This window comes from Achromobacter aloeverae (genome assembly GCF_004121055.1).
Classification (GTDB): Bacteria; Pseudomonadota; Gammaproteobacteria; order Burkholderiales; family Burkholderiaceae_B; genus Bordetella_C; species Bordetella_C aloeverae.
The window spans coordinates 164,684-182,365 of the sequence record NZ_PYAL01000008.1; the positions used below are offsets into that span (position 1 = coordinate 164,684).

Annotated in this window: 17 protein-coding genes; 15 read left to right on the forward strand and 2 right to left on the reverse strand. The window is 67.5% G+C overall.

Annotation, left to right across the window (positions count from 1 at the left end; all coding sequences use genetic code 11):
* Window positions 1–59: 59 nt before the first annotated feature.
* The 5 genes from C7R54_RS24280 (at window position 60) to C7R54_RS24300 (ending at window position 5,215) form a co-directional block, all read left to right on the forward strand.
* Window positions 60–908, forward strand: coding sequence for an HpcH/HpaI aldolase/citrate lyase family protein (locus C7R54_RS24280; protein ID WP_158021280.1), 849 nt, complete (start codon window positions 60–62; stop codon window positions 906–908).
* The gene (locus C7R54_RS24285; RefSeq protein WP_129153298.1) at window positions 905–2,170 is read left to right on the forward strand and encodes an acetyl-CoA hydrolase/transferase family protein; all 1,266 of its coding nucleotides are present in this window, start codon (window positions 905–907) and stop codon (window positions 2,168–2,170) included. Before C7R54_RS24280 ends, C7R54_RS24285 begins: the two co-directional genes overlap by 4 nt.
* Window positions 2,167–2,964 (forward strand): enoyl-CoA hydratase/isomerase family protein, encoded by a 798-nt coding sequence (locus C7R54_RS24290; RefSeq protein WP_240039691.1) that lies wholly within the window; start codon window positions 2,167–2,169, stop codon window positions 2,962–2,964. The genes C7R54_RS24285 and C7R54_RS24290 overlap by 4 nt, the downstream gene beginning before the upstream one ends.
* Window positions 2,965–4,137, forward strand: coding sequence for an acyl-CoA dehydrogenase family protein (locus C7R54_RS24295; protein ID WP_129153299.1), 1,173 nt, complete (start codon window positions 2,965–2,967; stop codon window positions 4,135–4,137). It begins immediately after the preceding gene.
* Window positions 4,138–4,213: 76 nt separating this feature from the next.
* Window positions 4,214–5,215, forward strand: a complete 1,002-nt coding sequence (locus C7R54_RS24300) for a Bug family tripartite tricarboxylate transporter substrate binding protein (RefSeq protein ID WP_129153300.1) — start codon at window positions 4,214–4,216, stop codon at window positions 5,213–5,215.
* Between the two features lie 13 nt (window positions 5,216–5,228).
* Here the strand turns inward: C7R54_RS24300 and C7R54_RS24305 are convergent, their stop codons facing one another.
* Window positions 5,229–6,347, reverse strand: coding sequence for a flavin reductase (locus C7R54_RS24305; protein ID WP_240039692.1), 1,119 nt, complete (start codon window positions 6,345–6,347; stop codon window positions 5,229–5,231).
* Window positions 6,348–6,537: 190 nt separating this feature from the next.
* Complete coding sequence (locus C7R54_RS24310; RefSeq protein WP_129153301.1) at window positions 6,538–7,473, reverse strand: LysR family transcriptional regulator; 936 nt, start codon at window positions 7,471–7,473, stop codon at window positions 6,538–6,540.
* Between the two features lie 108 nt (window positions 7,474–7,581).
* On the opposite strand from C7R54_RS24310, the gene C7R54_RS24315 reads away from it, so the two are divergent.
* The 10 genes from C7R54_RS24315 to C7R54_RS24360 all read left to right on the forward strand — a co-directional run bounded on the left by C7R54_RS24315 (window position 7,582) and on the right by C7R54_RS24360 (window position 17,602).
* Window positions 7,582–8,943 (forward strand): LLM class flavin-dependent oxidoreductase, encoded by a 1,362-nt coding sequence (locus C7R54_RS24315; protein ID WP_129153302.1) that lies wholly within the window; start codon window positions 7,582–7,584, stop codon window positions 8,941–8,943.
* Between the two features lie 9 nt (window positions 8,944–8,952).
* The gene (locus C7R54_RS24320) at window positions 8,953–10,317 is read left to right on the forward strand and encodes an acyclic terpene utilization AtuA family protein (protein ID WP_240039693.1); all 1,365 of its coding nucleotides are present in this window, start codon (window positions 8,953–8,955) and stop codon (window positions 10,315–10,317) included.
* A gap of 8 nt (window positions 10,318–10,325) precedes the next feature.
* Window positions 10,326–10,649, forward strand: a complete 324-nt coding sequence (locus tag C7R54_RS24325) for a DUF4387 domain-containing protein (protein ID WP_129153303.1) — start codon at window positions 10,326–10,328, stop codon at window positions 10,647–10,649.
* A gap of 121 nt (window positions 10,650–10,770) precedes the next feature.
* The gene (locus C7R54_RS24330) at window positions 10,771–11,943 is read left to right on the forward strand and encodes an ABC transporter substrate-binding protein (protein ID WP_129153304.1); all 1,173 of its coding nucleotides are present in this window, start codon (window positions 10,771–10,773) and stop codon (window positions 11,941–11,943) included.
* Between the two features lie 5 nt (window positions 11,944–11,948).
* Window positions 11,949–12,818, forward strand: coding sequence for a branched-chain amino acid ABC transporter permease (locus C7R54_RS24335; protein WP_129153305.1), 870 nt, complete (start codon window positions 11,949–11,951; stop codon window positions 12,816–12,818).
* Between the two features lies 1 nt (window position 12,819).
* Window positions 12,820–13,830, forward strand: coding sequence for a branched-chain amino acid ABC transporter permease (locus C7R54_RS24340; RefSeq protein WP_129153306.1), 1,011 nt, complete (start codon window positions 12,820–12,822; stop codon window positions 13,828–13,830).
* Complete coding sequence (locus C7R54_RS24345) at window positions 13,827–14,606, forward strand: ABC transporter ATP-binding protein (protein WP_129153307.1); 780 nt, start codon at window positions 13,827–13,829, stop codon at window positions 14,604–14,606. The genes C7R54_RS24340 and C7R54_RS24345 overlap by 4 nt, the downstream gene beginning before the upstream one ends.
* A complete protein-coding gene (locus C7R54_RS24350) occupies window positions 14,593–15,306 on the forward strand; it encodes an ABC transporter ATP-binding protein (RefSeq protein ID WP_129153308.1) in 714 nt (237 codons plus the stop codon). Before C7R54_RS24345 ends, C7R54_RS24350 begins: the two co-directional genes overlap by 14 nt.
* Window positions 15,307–15,370: 64 nt before the next feature.
* A complete protein-coding gene (locus C7R54_RS24355) occupies window positions 15,371–16,126 on the forward strand; it encodes an N-acyl homoserine lactonase family protein (RefSeq protein ID WP_129153676.1) in 756 nt (251 codons plus the stop codon).
* A gap of 69 nt (window positions 16,127–16,195) precedes the next feature.
* Window positions 16,196–17,602, forward strand: coding sequence for an MmgE/PrpD family protein (locus C7R54_RS24360; RefSeq protein ID WP_129153309.1), 1,407 nt, complete (start codon window positions 16,196–16,198; stop codon window positions 17,600–17,602).
* Window positions 17,603–17,682 lie beyond the last annotated feature (80 nt).

Below are 17,682 nucleotides of genomic sequence, written 5' to 3' on the forward strand. Positions count from 1 at the left end.
CTCGCCCCTTGCGCCGGCCCATGCTGGCCGGTGCCGCTCAACGACACCCAGGAGTCCTCATGCTACGTTCGCTGTTCTTCGCCCCCGCCAACCGGCCTGAACTTGCCGTCAAGTTCCCGCGCTTCCACGCCGACTGCTGTGTCATCGACCTGGAAGACGGCACGCCCGAAGCGGAAAAAGCGGGGGCCCGCGCCGCCTTGCGCGACACGGTCGCCCAGGTGCGCGCGGCCGGCCTGCAATCGCGCCTGGCCGTGCGGGTCAATGTGCCGGACTCGCCGCATTACCTGCTGGATATCCAGGCCGCGTTCGACTGCGACATCGACGCCATCGTGATTCCGAAGCTGGAAACGCCCGCACAGGCCTTCCCCGTCCAGCACGGCATCGCCCACGCGCGCGGCGCACGGACCGTCGGCCTGATCGGCGGCATCGAATCCGTGCGCGGCGTCCTCAATGCGCGTGACATCTGCGAGGAAACGGTGAACCTGGCGGCCGTCTACTTCGGTGCGGAAGACTACGCAGCCGACATCGGCGGGCGCCGCACGCCCCATGGCGCCGAGGTGGCCACGGCCCGCGGCTCGGTGGTGATGGCCGCGCACGCGGGGCGCGTGCCGGCCATCGACCAGGCCGTGCTGGACATACGCAACGACGCGCTCTATACCGCCGACGCCAATGCGGGCCGCGACATGGGCTACCAAGGCAAGATCTGCGTCGCGCCGGCCCAGGTCGCGCTGGCCAACGCGGCCTTCTCGCCGTCGCCGGCGGAAATCGAATACGCACGCCGCCTGGTGGCCGCCTACGAGGCCGCCACCGCGCGCGGAATCGGCACCATCGACTTCGAGGGGCGGATGGTCGACGGCCCCCTGCTCAAGCATTCGCAGGCCATCCTGGCCGCCGCGGCACGATCATGACGAGCCCCTTGTCCCTGGATGCCCTGGACCTGGGGCAATACATCCGCCCCGGCGATGGCATCGTCTTCGGCCAGGGCGTGGGCGAGCCGCTGGGGCTGACCGCCAGGCTGGTGGAGCAACGGGCCCGCTACAGTGGCGCCCAGCTGTTCCTGGGCACCGGCTTCTCGCGCACCTTCAGCCCCGAGCACACCGACCATCTGCGCTTCAAGGGCATCGGCGGCATAGGCACGTTACGCAAGCTGGCCAGCGCGGGCGCCCTTGATCCCGTGCCCTGCCACATCTCCGCCGTCGGCAGCCTGTTGGCGGGCGGGCAGATTCCCAGCGACGTGTTGCTGCTGTCCGTCAGCCCCCCAAACGGGCGTGGCGAATACAGCTTCGGCCTGGTCAACGATTACCTGCAGGCCGCGCTGGCGCGGGCTCGCGTCGTCATCGCGGAAATCAATCCCGCCGTGCCCTGGTCCTGCTGCGACCGTGTCTTGCGCGCGGAGGATTTCACGGTCACGGTGGAAAGCGGGATCCCGCCGCTGGAACTGCCGACCGCCGCCTTCGGCGACCTGGAGCAGCGCATCGCGCGGCATCTGGCGCCCCATATCCCGGAACGCGCCACCCTTCAGCTGGGGATAGGCGCGGTGCCCGAGGCCATCCTCGCCTCCTTGGCCGAACGCCGGGGCATGGGCATCCATTCCGGCATGATCGGCGATTCGGTCATCGACCTCATCGAAAGCGGCGCCATCGACAACGCGCATAAAGGCATCGATGCCGGCGTCACCATCACCGGCGTGCTGTTCGGCACGCAGCGACTGTACCGCCATGCGCACGAGAATCCCGCCATCCGGCTGTGCCAGACGGGATACACGCACCATATGGCCACGCTGGCCCAGGTGCGCAATCTGGTCTCCATCAACGGCGCCCTGGAGGTCGACCTGACCGGCCAGGTCAACGCCGAAGCCATCGGCGCCCAGCATATCGGCGCCGTGGGGGGCCAGGTCGATTTCGTGCGGGCCTCGGTCCAGACCGGCGGGGTGTCGATCATCGCGCTGTCGGCGACGGGCCGCAACGGCGAAAGCAAGATCACCGCGCAACTGTCGGGCCCCGTGACCACCGCACGCAGCGATGTGGATCTCGTCGCGACCGAACATGGCGTGGCCCGGCTGCGCGGACGCAGCTTGCGCGAGCGCGTCCGCGCATTGACCGCCATCGCCGCCCCCGAACATCGCGAATCGCTGCTGCAAGCGGCGCGCGCCACCTGGAGTGACCTGTGAACCCGCAACCTGGAAAGCCGCTCAGGCTCAGCGACGAAGTCAGCTTCGACATCGTCGACGACGCCATCGCCATCATCACCATGGACCGGCCCGCGCAACGCAACGCCATCAACCGCGGCATCATCGAAGGCCTGAAACTGGCCTGGCAGCGACTGGAGCAGGATCCCGCGCTGCGCGTCGGCATTCTTACCGGCGCCGGCGACAAGGCCTTCTGCGCCGGCATGGACCTGAAAGAAGCCGCCGCCATGCAGTTGCGCATCCCGCCCCGCGACATGTTCCCGGTGCTGGGCGACAGCGTGCGCATCTCCAAGCCCACCATCGCCGCCGTCAATGGCGTGGCGCTGGCCGGCGGCTGGCTGTTCGCGCAGATGTGCGACCTCTGCGTGGCTTCCGAACAGGCGACCTTCGGCATCACCGAAGCCAAGGTGGGACGCGGCATGCCTTGGGCCGCGCCCCTGATCCACATGCTGCCCCAGCGCATCGCCATGGAAGTGCTGTTGACCGGCAAGCCCATCAGCGCCCAGCGCGCCCACGCCCTCGGCTATGTCAACGAAGTGGTGCAGCATGCCCAATTGCTGGACTGCGCCGTGGCGCTGGCCAGGGTCATCGCGGCCAACGCGCCGCTCACGGTCCAGGCGGCGCGCGAACTGGTCTACCTGTCGACCGAAATGGGCCGCTCCGCCGCGCTCGACGCCGCGCACGCGCTTTTCGAACCGGTCTACCTGAGCGAAGACGCCCAGGAAGGCCCGCGCGCCTTCGCGGAAAAGCGCGCCCCACTCTGGAAAGGACGTTGAATGAACTTCGAACCCAGCGACGAACACCTCTCGATCCGCCAGGCCGTCGACGCCCTGTGCGCGCGCTTCCCGGAAAGCTACTGGCTGGACCGCGATGCCGACGGCGCCTTCCCCGAGGACTTCTATCGCGCCATGGCGGAAGCAGGCTGGCTGGGAACCGCCATCCCCGAAACCCATGGCGGGGCAGGCCTGGGCGTACAGGAAGCCGCCATCGTCATGCAGGCGGTCGCCGAATCCGGCGCCTGCCTCAGCGGCTGCTCGTCCATCCACATCAACATCTTCGGCCTGCTGCCCGTGGCGGTCTTCGGCACCGAGGAACAGAAGCAGCGCATGTTGCCGCCCATCGCGCAAGGCAAGGTCAAGACCTGCTTCGGCGTCACCGAGCCCAATGCAGGCCTGAACACCACGCAACTCAAGACGCGCGCCGTGCGGCGCGGCGACAAGTACGTCGTCCACGGCCAGAAGGTCTGGATATCCACCGCCCAGGTGGCCGAGAAGATCCTGCTGCTGGCGCGCACCACGCCCCTGGAGGAGCTGGGCCCGGGCCAACATTCACAGGGCCTGACGCTGTTCTATACCGACCTCGACCGCAGCCGCGTCGACGTCAAGCTGATCGAGAAGATGGGACGCAAATGCGTCGACTCCAACGAGTTGTTCATCGATGGCCTGGAGATTCCCGTCGAAGACCGCATCGGGGAGGAAGGCAAGGGCTTCAAGTACATCCTGCACGGGATGAATCCGGAACGCGTGCTGCTGGCCGCGGAGGCCATAGGCGTTGGACGCGCCGCCTTGAACAAGGCGGCGGGCTATGCGCGCGAACGCGTGGTGTTCGGCCGGCCTATCGGACAGAACCAGGGCATCCAGCACCCGCTGGCGAAGAACTGGGTGGAGCTGGAAGCGGCCCAGCTGCTGATGCAGCAGGCGGCCTGGCTCTATGACAATGGCCGCGAATGCGGGGCGCAGGCCAATGCGGCGAAGTACTTTGCCGCGGAAGCCGGCTTTCGCGCGTGCGAACGCGCCATCCTCACCCATGGCGGCATGGGCTACGCCAAGGAGTTCCACGTCGAACGCTACCTGCGTGAAATCATGATCCCCCGTATCGCGCCCGTCAGCCAGGAACTCATCCTCAGCCACATCGCGGAGCGGGTGCTGGGCATGCCCAAGTCGTATTGAATCCCGCAGGCCATGCGCCGTGGAGATGCACCTCGTAGACAGAAGAAAACCGTAGAAGAACACACTGGAGACAACCATGTTCCACCGCCTTTCCGCCTTATTGCGTACCCCTCTGCGTCACCTGCTGGCTTGCGTTCTCGCGGGCGCCGGCCTGGCCGCCACGGCGGCGCATGCCGACAATTGGCCGTCCAAGCCCATCCGCCTGATCCTCCCGGCGGCGCCGGGCGGCAGCTCGGACCCGTTGGCGCGCATGGTGGCGGAGCAACTGGGCGAGAGCCTGCATCAATCCGTCATCGTCGAAAATCGCCCCGGCGCCAACGGCAATGTCGGCTCGGCATCGGTGGTGCGCGCCAACGCCGACGGCTACACCCTGCTGTTCAGCTGGACCGGCACGCTGGTGCCCGCGAACACGCTGTATCACAACAAGCCCTACGATCCGCAAAAGGACCTGACGCCCATTGTGCTGGTCGCCTCGGTGCCGAACATCATCGTGGTGCAGCCGTCCTTGAAGATCGATACGCTCAGGGACCTCACGGTCTATGCCAAGGACCACCCCGACAAGCTGAACTTCGGCTCCACAGGCAGCGGCAGTTCTTATCACCTCTCCGGCGAGCTGTACAAGAAGACGGCCGGCGTCTCCATGCTGCATGTGCCGTACAACTCGCCCGGCGCCGTCTTCAGCGACCTGCTGGGCGACCGGCTGCAGCTGGCCTTCCCGGGCGTCACCGCCGCCGCGCCGCTGGTCAGGGACGGCAAGCTCAAGGCCCTGGCCGTCATGGCGCCAACGCGCTCGGACATGCTGCCCGACGTGCCGACGACCGCCGAGGCCGGCTACCCCACCCTGTTGTCCGACACCTGGTTTGGCTTGCTGGCGCCCAAGGGCACGCCGGCCGAGGTGACCACCAAGGTGAACGAGGCCATGAATGCAGCGCTGAAGACCCCCGCCTTCCGCAACAAGCTGGCGACCTTGGGTTTCGTCCCCTTGGGCGGGACGCAGGCGCGGTTCGTCAAGGCCATCGACGACGACATCACCAAGTGGGGCGAAGTCGTCAGGTTCTCCGGCGCGAAGATCGATTGAGCGCGCCGCGCGCCTATTCCCCGCGATAACCCAGGCGCGCCGACAGCCGTTGCGCTGTCGCGCGCAGGATGCGCGGCACCTCACCGTCCCAGTCGGGCGCCAGGCGCTCGGCCTGGCAGGTCGTGGACAGGGCGAGCACCATGTCCCCCTGCGCGTCGAACACCGGCACGCTGAATGCGTTGACCATCACCTTGTGCCGTGGCGATGGCGCGCAGCCCACGGCCCTGGCCATGCCGTGCTCGCGCGCCTCGGCCAGCCGCAGCGCGAACTGGCCTTCGTCGGGGTGGCCTTCCGCCTCGCGCAGCCGCAGCTCGTGGCGCACCGCGTCATCCACCACGCTAGGCCGCATGAAGGCGGCGAACGCCAGCCCCGTGGCGGACTGCGTCAGGCTCACCACGACGCCCGTCTGCAAATAAGGGCTGACCGGCTGCGACGACGGCTCCCAGCGCACGATGGTGGCGCCCTGGTTGCCCCACACCGCCAATCCCAAGGTGCGCTGCCCGATGCGTTCGCAGGTTTCGGCCAAGGCGGCGCCGGCCATGCGCACCGCCTCCAGCGCCGCCATGCCCGCGTTGCCCGGCGCCCCGCGCGCCTCGCCCAGGTCATGCGCGAACGTGACCATATAGCGCCCTTCGCCGAACGCGAGCGGGCGGTGCGCGCTGCGGTGTATGCGTTCGACCTGGCCGATGTACACCACATGGTCGCCCCCCGGATAGGCCGCCACCTTGCGGCACTCCAGGTGAGCGGCGCTATCGTCGATCACCGGCACGCCGCCCAGCCCCGTCTGTATGGGAATGCCCTGGAACTTGTCGTCGCCCGACTTGGCGAACTGGTTCGATACATGCACCTGATGGTCGGCCAGGATATTCACCACGAAGCGCTCGCAGTCGCGGAAGGCGGGATAGCTGCTGGACGTCAGCGCCTGGCTCCACAGGATCAGCGGCGGGTCCAGCGATACGGAACTGAACGAGTTGGCCGTCACGCCGTAGGGCTTGCCGGCGGCGTCCACGGTGGTGACCACCGTGACGCCGGTGGTGAACGCACCCAGGGTGCGCCGGAATTCCCGATGATCGAATGCGTCCATGACGCGCTCCAGCGCGGACGGCTGCGGTTTATTGTCCTGGGCCTGCATGGCCTTTCTCCTCGATGATCCAACGCGGATCAGACTGCGCACAGTCTAGGAGCCGCCCGGCCGGCCGGACAATTTGCGGAAATGAATGCACCTATAGCGAACGGGAATAAAAGCGGGGCCTGGACGACCGGATCGCCGGGACCGTCCACGCGCCGGCACGGCAGGCCGGCGCCGCGCGCCCGGTCCGCGCTCAGACGATGCTTTCCAGCGTCGTCTTGAAGTTCTTGCGCAGGTAGCCCTGGAAATTCGTCGCCGCGGCGCTGAGTTCGGCCTTGCTCGCGACCAGGCTGCCGTAGCGGCGCGACGCGTCCAGGTCCGAGACGGCCAGGGTCACGCGCGAACGCCGGCCATTGTTCTGCGCCATGCTGCGCGGCAGCAAGGTGATGCCGTTGCCCGCGTCTATCATGCCCAGCAGCGTCGGCAGCGTGGCGATGGTCGCCGGGTTGTAGGGCGCGCCGCGCGCCGCGTATTCGTCCTTCAGACGCTTGAAGAGGGACTTGTAGCGGTCCAGCATCATCAGGGGATAAGGCAGGATCATGTCCATGGTGACCGCCTGCTGCCCCGCCAGCGCGTGGCGCGCGGGCACCACGAGCAGCATGGGTTCCTCGGCCAGGGTCTGGAAGCGCAGTCCGCGTGGCGTGCCGTCCAATGCCGCCACCGCGAGATCCGCCCGCCCCTCGGCAACCTCGCGAATGACCTGGTCGTAGGGCAGGTCGTGCAGCACGATGCGCACGTCGGGATAGCGCTCGGTATAGGCGTGGATCAAGGACGGCATCACCGTGGCCGACAGCATGGGCGTCACCGCCACCGTCACGGTGTTGCGTTCGTGGTCCGACGCCGTCTGGAAATGACGCAGCGCATCACGCAAGCCGGCCACCGCGCGCTCCGCCGCCTCGCGCAAGCGTTCGCCGTCCGGCGTGGCCTCGACGCGGCGCGTGGTCCGCACCAACAGCTTCACGTGCAGCTTGTCTTCCAGGCGCTTGACCCGATTGGTCACGGCCGGCTGCGAAAGATGCAGTTTGCGCGCCGCAACGCTGAAACTCCCCTCCCTCACCACCCAGAGAAAGGTCTCCAGCTCGGCGAGCTCCAGGCGCGTCAGGGAAGGCGGGTCCGAAGATTTATTCATGTTCGTTATGAATGTATCACAGCGCGGAAATTGTGTTCGATCCGGTGCGACCCAATACTGGCTATCAAATTTTTGGACATCCCACCCGCACTCATAACGAGCAACGACATGACCAAGCCGCAACGACAAATGACCCTGGTTGCATTCATGCAAGCCCAGAACTGCACGAACTATGTCGGGTCCTGGCGACATCCGTCAAGCATGACCGACTACCTGTCGCCGGAATACTACCAACGCGTGGCTCGCACGCTGGAAGAGGGCAAGTTCGACATGGCGTTCTTCGACGACCGGCTGGCCATGCCGGACATCTACGGCGCCAGCCATCGCGATACGGTCAAGCATGGCGTGCGCGCCATCAAGCTGGAGCCGACGTCGGTGCTGATGGCCATGGCCATGGCGACGTCGCGCCTGGGCCTGGGCGCCACCTACTCGACCACCTACTACGAGCCCTTCCACGTCGCGCGCCTGTTCGCCAGCCTGGACCTGATGACCAAGGGTCGCGTGGCGTGGAACGTCGTGACGTCGATGAACAACTCGGAAGCCGCCAACTTCGGCCATTCGGAACATCTGGAACACGACCTGCGCTACGACCGTGCCGACGAGTTCATGGAAGTGGTGATGGGCCATTGGGACACGTGGAAGGAAGGCGCCATCGTCGCCGACAAGGAAAACAATTACTTCGCCGACCCCGACATGGTGACCCGCCTGGATCACAAGGGCCGCTTCTTCAACTCGCGCGGACCGCTGACCGTGCCGCGTTCGCAGCAGGGACATCCCGTCATCCTGCAGGCCGGACAGAGCGGCCGCGGCCTGGCCTTCGCCGCGCGCTGGGCCGAGGTCGTGTTCGCCAAGTACCCCACCCTGGCCAACGGCGTGAAGCAATACCAGGCGCTGAAGGACGGCGTGGCCAACGCGGGCCGCGATCCGGATGGCACCAAGATCGCCGCCGAAGTGAAAATCATCGTCGCCGAGACCGAAAGCCTGGCCCGCGAGCAGCGCGACCTGATCGCCAACCTCTCGCGTCCCATCGACGGCCTGACCATGATAGGCGAGACCTCCAACATCGATTTCTCCGGCCGGCCCTACGAGCAGCCCTTCACCGACGAGGAACTCGCCGCCATGTCCTGGCAGAGCCTGCGCGACAAGGTCGTCCAGGTCAGCGGCAAGCGCAACCCCTCGGTCAAGGATTTCGTCGAGGCTTCGGGCCGCGGGACCTTGAACGATGGCCCGGTGTTCTGCGGCACGGGCAAGCAGGTCGCGGACCAGATGGAAGAGTGGTTCAAGACCGCCTGCGACGGCTTCGTCCTGTCCGGCACCTCGGTGCCCGGCACCTACGAAGATATCGTCCGCCTGGTGGTCCCGGAATTGCAGAAGCGCGGCCTGTTCCGCAAGGAGTATGGCGACACCACCCTGCGCGGCAACCTGGGCGTGCCGAAGCCGCGCGCCGGCGACTGGCGCGGCCGCGCCTGAGGAGACGCCATGACTCGCAAAAGCGTGCGCATGATGTCGGCCAGCGGCATCCTCGGCTACGGCTTTCCCGAAGCATCCTTGCAGGCGGCGCTGGCCCTGAAGCCGGACATGATAGGCGTGGACGGCGGCAGCAGCGATCCCGGTCCGCACTACCTCGGCTCCGGCAAGACGCTGAATTCGCGCCTGGCCATGAAACGCGACCTGGGGCTGCTGCTGCGCGGCGCCATCGCCAACGGCATTCCGATGATGGTGGGCACCTGTGGCGGCGCGGGCGGCACGCCGCACCTGGCCGCTTGCGCCGACATCATCAGTGAAGTCGCGGCCGAGCACGGCCTGCACTTCAAGATGGCCCTGATCGAGGCCGAACAGGAAAAAGGCTTCCTGCTGGAGCAACTGGAAGCCGGTCGCATCAAGCCGCTGGGCAATGCGCCCGAATTGCGCGCCGCGGACCTCGAGGAGGCGGTGCGCGTGGTGGGCATGATGGGGCCCGAGCCGTATCTGGAGGCCCTGCGCGCGGGCGCCCAGGTGATCCTCGGCGGACGCGGCACCGACCCCGCGCCCTGGGCGGCCCTGGCCATGCATCATGGCCTGCCGCCGGCCCCCGCCTGGTACGCCGGCAAGATCCTGGAATGCGCCTGCAACGCGGCCATACCCAAGAAGCACGACTGCCTGATGGTCACCGTCGGCGAAGACTACGTCGAGACCGAGCCGCTCAATCCCGAACTGCGCTGCACGCCCTTGTCGGTGGCCGTGCAGGCCCTGCACGAAAACGCCAGCCCCATCATCCGCTATGAACCGGGCGGCGTGGTGGACTCCAGCGACTGCCGCATCGAGGCCCTCACCGACCGCCGCGTGCGCATCACCGGCATGCGCTGGACGGAGCGCCCCTACACCATCAAGCTCGAAGGCGCGCGCCAGGCCGGCTACAGCGCCATCGCCATCGCCGCCACGCGCGACCCCGGCCTGATCGGCCAGCTGGACAGCTTCATGGACTTTGTCCGTGAATCGACCGCGACCAAGGTCAAGGCGCTGGGCATCGCGCCGGAAGACTACCAGCTGGTGCTGCGGCTGTACGGCCGCGACGGCGTCATGGGCGCCTGGGAGCCGCATCCGGACGAGGCTCCCACGGAAGTATCCATCATCGCCGAAGTCGTCGCCCGCACGCAGGACATCGCCAACGCCGCCCTCTCGCTGGCGCGGGTCACCCTGCTGCACTCCGATTTCCCGGGCCGCATGTGTCGCGAAGGGAATATGGCCTTTCCCTTCTCCCCGTCGGACATCGAGCGCGGGGCCATCTACGAATTCATGCTGCAGCACGTCATCGAGATCGACGATCCCCTGCGCATGTTCCCCATCCGCTACGAGGACGTCTAGGAGCCACCATGGTCAAGCTCAAGCACATCGCCAAGGCGTGCAAAAGCAAGAATGCCGGACCTTTCCACATCACCCTGGACATCATGTTCGACAAGCCGGCCTTGTTCGAGCAGGTGCGCGAGACCGGCGTGATCAACGCCAAGCTGATCGCGCAGCTGTACGGCGTGGCGGAGGCCGACATCCTGTTCACCGAATACGCCCCGGCGCTGGCCTGGAAGGCCACCCTGCCGCGCCGCATTCCCTCCGGCGCCGTCGGCGACACCGACGTCTATGGCGCCCAGCAGCACGCGCCCCTGCTCGACATCGAGATCCCGCTGGACATCGCGGCATAGGGTCCGAGGGCGGACCCGACCGGGCCGGCACGGACAACGCCGGCGACGCTGCCGACGCCAGCGCGCGGGAAGATCCACGGCAAGCGAATAAAACCAGGCAAATAAAACCAAGGAGACAACCATGAAGTCGATCTGCACGGCATTGATCCCCGCCGTCCTGTTGCTGGCCGCGCCCGCCCATGCCCAGGACACGCTGAAAATCGGGGCCGTCGTAACGCTGTCCGGCGCCGGCGCCGCCTGGGGCCAGGCGCTGCTGTACGGCGCCGAGCTGGCCGCGGACGACGTCAACGCCAAGGGGGGCCTGGAAGTGGCCGGCAAGCGCTACAAGGTCCAGCTGGTTCCCTATGACGACAAGTACCAGTCCGGCGACGCGGTTACCGCCACCAATCGCCTGCTGTCGGACGATGGCGTCAAATACATCATCGGCCCCATGGGATCGGCGCCCGCGCTGGCCGTGCAGCCCGTCACGGAGCCCGGCAAGGTCATCATCATGACCCTGGGTTTCACCGCGAAGGCCCTCAGTCCGGAAAAGCCCTACTCCTTCCGCCCCAACCTGACGACGGAGGAAACGTCCTATCCCTCCATCGTATGGCTGGTGAATCACTTCAAGCTGAAGAAGGTCGCTGCGCTGTTCCCCAACGACGAATCCGGCCAGCAGATCGCGCGCGACCTGGAACAGGCCTACGCCAAGGCCGGATCGTCGATGTCGTCCAAGGAGTTCTTCGAGCGCCAGCGGGTCGACATGGTGCCTTTGCTGACCCGCATGATGGCGGCCGGCATCGACGCCATCGAACTGGACGGGAATTCGCCAGCCACCGCCGGCATGATCGTCAAGCAGGCGCGCGAACTGGGCTTCAAGGGCCCCATCGTGCGCAACGGCGGTCCGGCCACGCCTGAGATCGTCGCGGTGGCGGGCAAGGCGGCGACCGAGGGCATGATGGTCAGCTCCCTGACCGATCCGGACAACAAGGCGGTTGCCGAGTACGCCCAGCGCTACCAGAAGAAATACAACAAGAAGATGAACGGCTTCAGCCCGGCTTTCTATGACGGCACCCACATGCTGTTCAAGGCCATGCAGGACGCCGGCACCGTCACCGACTCGGAAAAGGTGCGCAACGCGCTGGAGGCGATCAAGAACTACCCGGGCATCCAGGGTACGTTGAACTGGGGCGGCAAGGCCAAGTACGGCATCAACCACCAGATCGAATCGCCCTTCTTCATCTCCGAGGTCAAGGACGGCGTCGAGGTGGTCCGGGCCCGCTGCAATGTCGAGCAATGCGTCGACGTGAAGTGATCGCCATGACCACGTCCACTCTACTCGCGCAGGCGCTCGTCAATGGCCTGATCATCGGCCTGCTCTATCTGCTGATGGCGGTGGGTTTTACCCTCGTCTTCGGCGTGATGCGGATCGTCAACTTCGCCCATGGCGAGTTCTATATGCTGGGTGCGTTCGCCGCCTACATCCTGGTCTCGCAATATGAGCTGCCGTTCATCGCGGCGGTGGCGCTGGCATTCGTTATCGCCGTCGGCGCGGGATGGGTGGTGGAGGAACTGGTGCTCAAGCCCTTCCGCCATGACGAGCTCAACGGCATGATCGCCACCATCGGACTGGCGATGATGCTGCAGGCCGGCGCCCTGATGCTCTATGGCCCGGACTCGCAGTTCATGCCCGCCGTGGCCGACGGCGTCATCGCCCTGGGCGGCGTCACCTTGCCGATGTCCAGGCTGTACGTGGTCGCTTTCTCCCTGGCGGTCCTGCTGGCGCTCTATCTTTTCCTCGGCCACACCCGCACCGGCCGCGCCCTGCGCGCGGTGGTGCAGGACACCGAGATCGCGGCCGCGCAGGGCATACGGACGCGCGTCATGTATCCGCTGGGCTTCGGCATCGGCGTCGGCCTGGCGGCCGTCGCCGGCGCCCTGATGGCGCCGCTGTTCTCGGTATCCCCCTTCATCGGCGCCACGCCCTTGCTCAAGGCCTTCGTGGTCGTCATCCTCGGCGGCCTCGGCAGCATCCCCGGCGCCGCGCTGGCCAGCCTGCTGCTGGGCCTGGCCGAAAGCGTGACCAGCACGTTCATGAGCAACAGCATCGCCGAAATCCTGATCTTCGTACTCGTCATGGCCATGCTCATCGTCCGCCCGACCGGACTGTTCGGCCGATCGGAGGCCTGACATGCAAGACGGCAAAGTTCTGCTATCCACCGCGGTCCCGGCCGCGCCGCCGCGGGCGCGGCGCAATCCCTGGGCCCTGCCGGGACGCCTCGCGCTGCTGGCGCTGGCCCTCCTGCCGCTGGCCCTGGGCAGGGACTTCACCCTGCACCTCGCCATCCAGATCTGCATCAACGTGGTGCTGGTCAGCGGCCTGTCCCTCCTGGCGCGAGCCGGTCAGGTATCCCTTTGCCACGGCGCCTTCGCCGGCATCGGGGCCTACGTTTCCGTGCTGGTGGTCATGGGCCTGGGCCAGCCCTTCGTGCTGGGCGCCCTCGCGGCCATCCTGGCGGCGGGCCTGTTCGCCTACCTGCTGGGCACCATCATGCTGCGCCTGACCGGCGTCTACTTCGTGCTGCTGACCTTCGCGTTCGGCGAGTTCGTGCGCCTGGTGCTGCTGGAAGGCGACAGCGTCACCGGCGGCGCCAACGGCATCACCGGCGTGCCGCCGGCGGCGCTGCTGGGCCATGTGCTGGACAACAAGACCGCGTTCTACCTGCTGGCGCTGGCTTGCGCGGCCGGCGTCACCTGGCTGCTGCACGCGCTGTACCGCTCGCCGGCGGGCCACGCCATCGACGCGGTGGGCGAGAACGCGCAATTGGCGGAGGCCACGGGCATCAGCGTGCGCGGCACGCAGCGCTACGCCTTCACCCTGGGCAGCGCACTGGCCGGGCTGGGCGGCGCGCTGACGGCGCACTACCTGCGCTATGTGTCGCCGGAGTCCTTCAGCATGCACCTGTCGCTGGCCCTGATCATCATGATGGTGGTGGGGGGCCGCCGCTATCTGTTCGGGCCCCTGATCGGCGCGCTGATCATGACGCCGCTGCCCGAATTGTTCCGCGGCGCCGTCGAGACCCAGAACATCTTCTACGGCGCGGCCCTGATCCTGATGCTCCGGTTCCTGCCGCAGGGCCTGGCCAGCCTGTTCCGCGCGCGCCGTGCGCATGAAGAGAAAAACCGGGGAGACAAAGCATGAGCGCGATGCTGGAAGTGCGCGAATTGAGCCGCAGCTTCGGCGGCCTGAAAGCGGTGTCCGGCCTGACCTTCGACGTGGGCCGCGACGAAGTGGTGGGCCTGATCGGCCCCAATGGCGCCGGCAAGAGCACGGCGTTCAACCTGATCAGCGGCACGCTGCGTCCCAGCGCCGGGCAGGTGCGCCTGCACGGACGCGACATCACCGGCCTGGCGCCCAGCCGGGTCGTGCGCCACGGCCTGGCCCGGACCTTCCAATCCACGGCCGTCTATCCCACCGCCACCGTCGCCGAGAACATCCAGCGCGGCGCCTTGTCGACCCTGCCGGGCTCGATCTGGACCCAGATCCTGCCCACGCGCGCACGCCGCCAGGCCCTGGCGGCGACCGCGCGCGAGGTCGAGGATGTGCTGGAACTGACGGGCCTGGGTCCCTATCGCCACGTGGTGGCGGGCGGACTGTCCTATGGGCACCAGAAGAAGCTGGGCGTGGCCGTCGGCATCGCCACCCGTCCCGACCTGCTGCTCATGGACGAACCGGCCGCCGGCCTGAACGGCGAGGAATGCGCCGAATTCGGCCGCCTGCTCAAGCAGCTGCAACGGGAGCGGCAACTGTCCATCCTGCTGGTCGAACACCACATGGCGCTGGTCATGGATCTTTGCCAGCGCATCGTGGTCCTGGTGCACGGACGCAAGATCGCCGATGACACGCCCGCCAACGTCCGCGCCGACCCGGCCGTGATCGAGGCCTACCTGGGAGCGCCCGACTATGCCCATGCTTGAAGCCCGCCAGCTCGCGGTGCGCTATGGACCGCTGGAAGCCGTCCATGGCATTTCCTTCGACGTCGACCAGGGCGAGATCGTCGCGCTGGTCGGCTCCAACGGCGCCGGCAAGTCGTCCACGCTGAAAGCCTTGATGGGCCTGAAGCTGCCGGCGGGCGGCACGGTCACGTGGAATGGCGAGCCGATCGCCCAGCTGTCGGCGGCGGCGCGCGTACAGCGCGGCATCGCCCTTTCGCCCGAGGGGCGGCGGCTTTTCCCGCGCATGACGGTGCTGGAGAACCTGCAAGTGGGTGCGCATGCCGTGCGTTGCGCCCGCACGCGGCAACGGGCGATGGACCAGATCCATGCCCTGTTCCCGCGCGTCGCCGAGCGACGCGGCCAGCTGGCCGGGTCGCTGTCCGGCGGCGAGCAGCAGATGGTCGCCATCGGCCGCGCCCTGATGGCGCAGCCGCGGCTGCTGATGCTGGACGAACCGTCACTGGGCCTGGCGCCCAAGGTGATCGCCGAGATCGCCGACGCCATCCAGGCCCTGAACCGCGAGACCGGCCTGTCCATCATCCTGGTCGAACAGAACGCGCGCCTGGCCTTGCGCCTGTCGCACCGGGCCTACGTGCTCGAACAGGGCGCCATCATGCAAACCGGCACGGGCGAGCAACTGCTCGCCGACGATTTCGTGCGCAAGTCCTACCTTGGAGCCTGACACCTTGGAAACCCTCACTCCCGATTTGCCCCGATACGAGGTCTACGCCCTGCGCTACGCCACCATGCAGCGCCGCGGCCCCGAGAATTTCATCCTCGGCGGCGACGAGCACGATGGCCTGGTCAATATGGACTTCTTCGTCTGGGTCATTCGCAATGGCGACCAGGTCGTCCTGGTCGATACCGGCTTCGGCGAGCGCGGCTCCAAGGCGCGCAACCGTCCGCTCGAATGCTGCCCCATCGAGGCCCTGCGCCAGCTGGACATCGATCCGGCGCAAATCCGCACGGTCGTGCTGACCCACCTGCACTGGGACCATGCCGGCAACCTCGACAAGCTGCCCAGCGCCACCTTCCACCTCCAGGACGCCGAGGCCGCCTTCGCCACGGGGCGCTGCATGTGCGAACCGGTGTTGCGGCGCGCCTTCGCCGTCGACGATGTGTGCGATTTCGTGCGCCGCGTCTATGAGGACCGCGTCGTCTTCCACGACGGCGACGATACCCTGGCGCCGGGCATCGAGCTGGTGCTCATCGGCGGCCATACAAGAGGCCTGCAAGCGGTGCGCGTGCACACGGCGCGCGGCTGGGTCATCCTGGCGTCCGACGCCGCCCATTACTATGCCAACCTCACGCGGCGCCTGCCTTTCCCGGTGGTGGTCGACGTGGCGGCCATGCTTGCGGGTCATGCCCGATTGCTGAAACTGGCCGACAGCGCCGATCATTTCGTGCCGGGACACGACCCGCTGGTGCTGGAACGCTATCCGCGCCTGCCGGGGACCAAGGCGGCGATAGCCTGCCTGCACCAGGCGCCCACGGCGGCCTGACGCGGCACACCATGCATCCGTTCCCGACCCGATACGCTCATCGTCCCTCACTTCGCATCCCAGACTGCCATGCATAGCGCATCCCGACTTCCCCAGCCTTCCGAGAACCTGGCCCTAGGCCTGGCGCGCTTCGCCCACGGGCTGCGCGCGGCCGACCTGCCGGCAGCGGTGCGGACCAAGTCCCTGCACCACATCATCGACGCCATCGGCCTGGCCTATGCCTCGCGCCACTTTCCTTTCGCGGCGCCCGGGCTGGCCGGCTTTCGCGCCGCCGGCGCGCCCGGCGCCGCGACCGTGATCGGCGGCGCCGAGCGCCTGCAAGCGCGCGACGCGGCGTTGTCCAACGGCTACCTGATCCATGGCCTGGACTTCGACGACACCCACCCCGGCAGCATCGTCCATCCCACGGTCGCCTGCCTGCCCGCGGCGCTGGCCATGGCGGAGGTCGCCGACGCGTCCTGGGGCGACCTGCTGGCCGCCTACGCCGCCGGCATGGAAACCTGCATACGCCTGGGCCGCGCGGTCAAGGGCGGCTTCCACCATGGCGGCTTCCACGCGACCGGCCTGGTGTCGCACTTCAGCGCGGCGCTCATCGCCGCCAAACTGCTGGGCCTGGACGTCCAGCAGATCGTGGCCGCCCAGGGCGTCGCCGCCAGCACCGCCTCCGGCGTGCAGGTCTTCCTGGAGAATGGCGCCTGGACCAAGCGCATGCACCCGGGCTGGGGCGCGCTGGCCGGCATCACCGCAGCGCAAATGGTGCAGGCGGGGTTCCACGGTCCGGACCGCCCCTATGAGGGCAAGTTCGGCTTTTTCGATACGCACATGCAGGAACGCGCGGGCCAGGTCGATACGGAATCCGTGATCAGGGACCTGGGCCGCGAATGGACGCTGCTCGACACCTCCATCAAGCCCTACCCCGTCTGCCACTTCATCCACGGCTGCGCCGAGGCGGGCGTGAAGCTGCACGCCCAGATCGGCGACCTGTCACAGGTTCGCCGCATCGTCTGCGAGCTGCCCGAAGCCACCTTGCCCATCGTGGCCGAGCCCGCTGCCGCCAAGCGCGTCCCGCGGTCCGACTACGAAGCCAAGTTCAGCGCGCAATTCGTGGTGGCCGCCTGCCTGCTGCGCGGCCGATTCGCGCTGTCCGAGCTGGACGACGCCAGCCTGGCCGACCCCGCCATCCTGCGGCTCGCGGCCAAGGTGGATTGCATCAAGCAGGAAGACACGGAATTCCCCAAGTACTTCTCGGGCGCCGTGACGGTGGAACTGGAACAGGGGGCCAAGCTGCACCATCACATTCCGATGAACCTTGGCAGCGGCGCCCGCGCCCTGGACCTGGACGACATCGCGGGCAAGTTCCGCGCCAATGCCGGCCTGGTGCTGCCCGAGGCTCGCGCGCAGGCGGTGCTCGATATGCTGCTGGCGGCGGGGCCGGATACGCCGGTGCGCGACTTGACGCGAGGATTGGTGGCCTAACCCTGGCGGCCCGACCCCGACGGCCCGACCCCGGCGGCGTCCTCGCCGCCACCCCGGCACGGCCTCACGCCGTGCCCCCC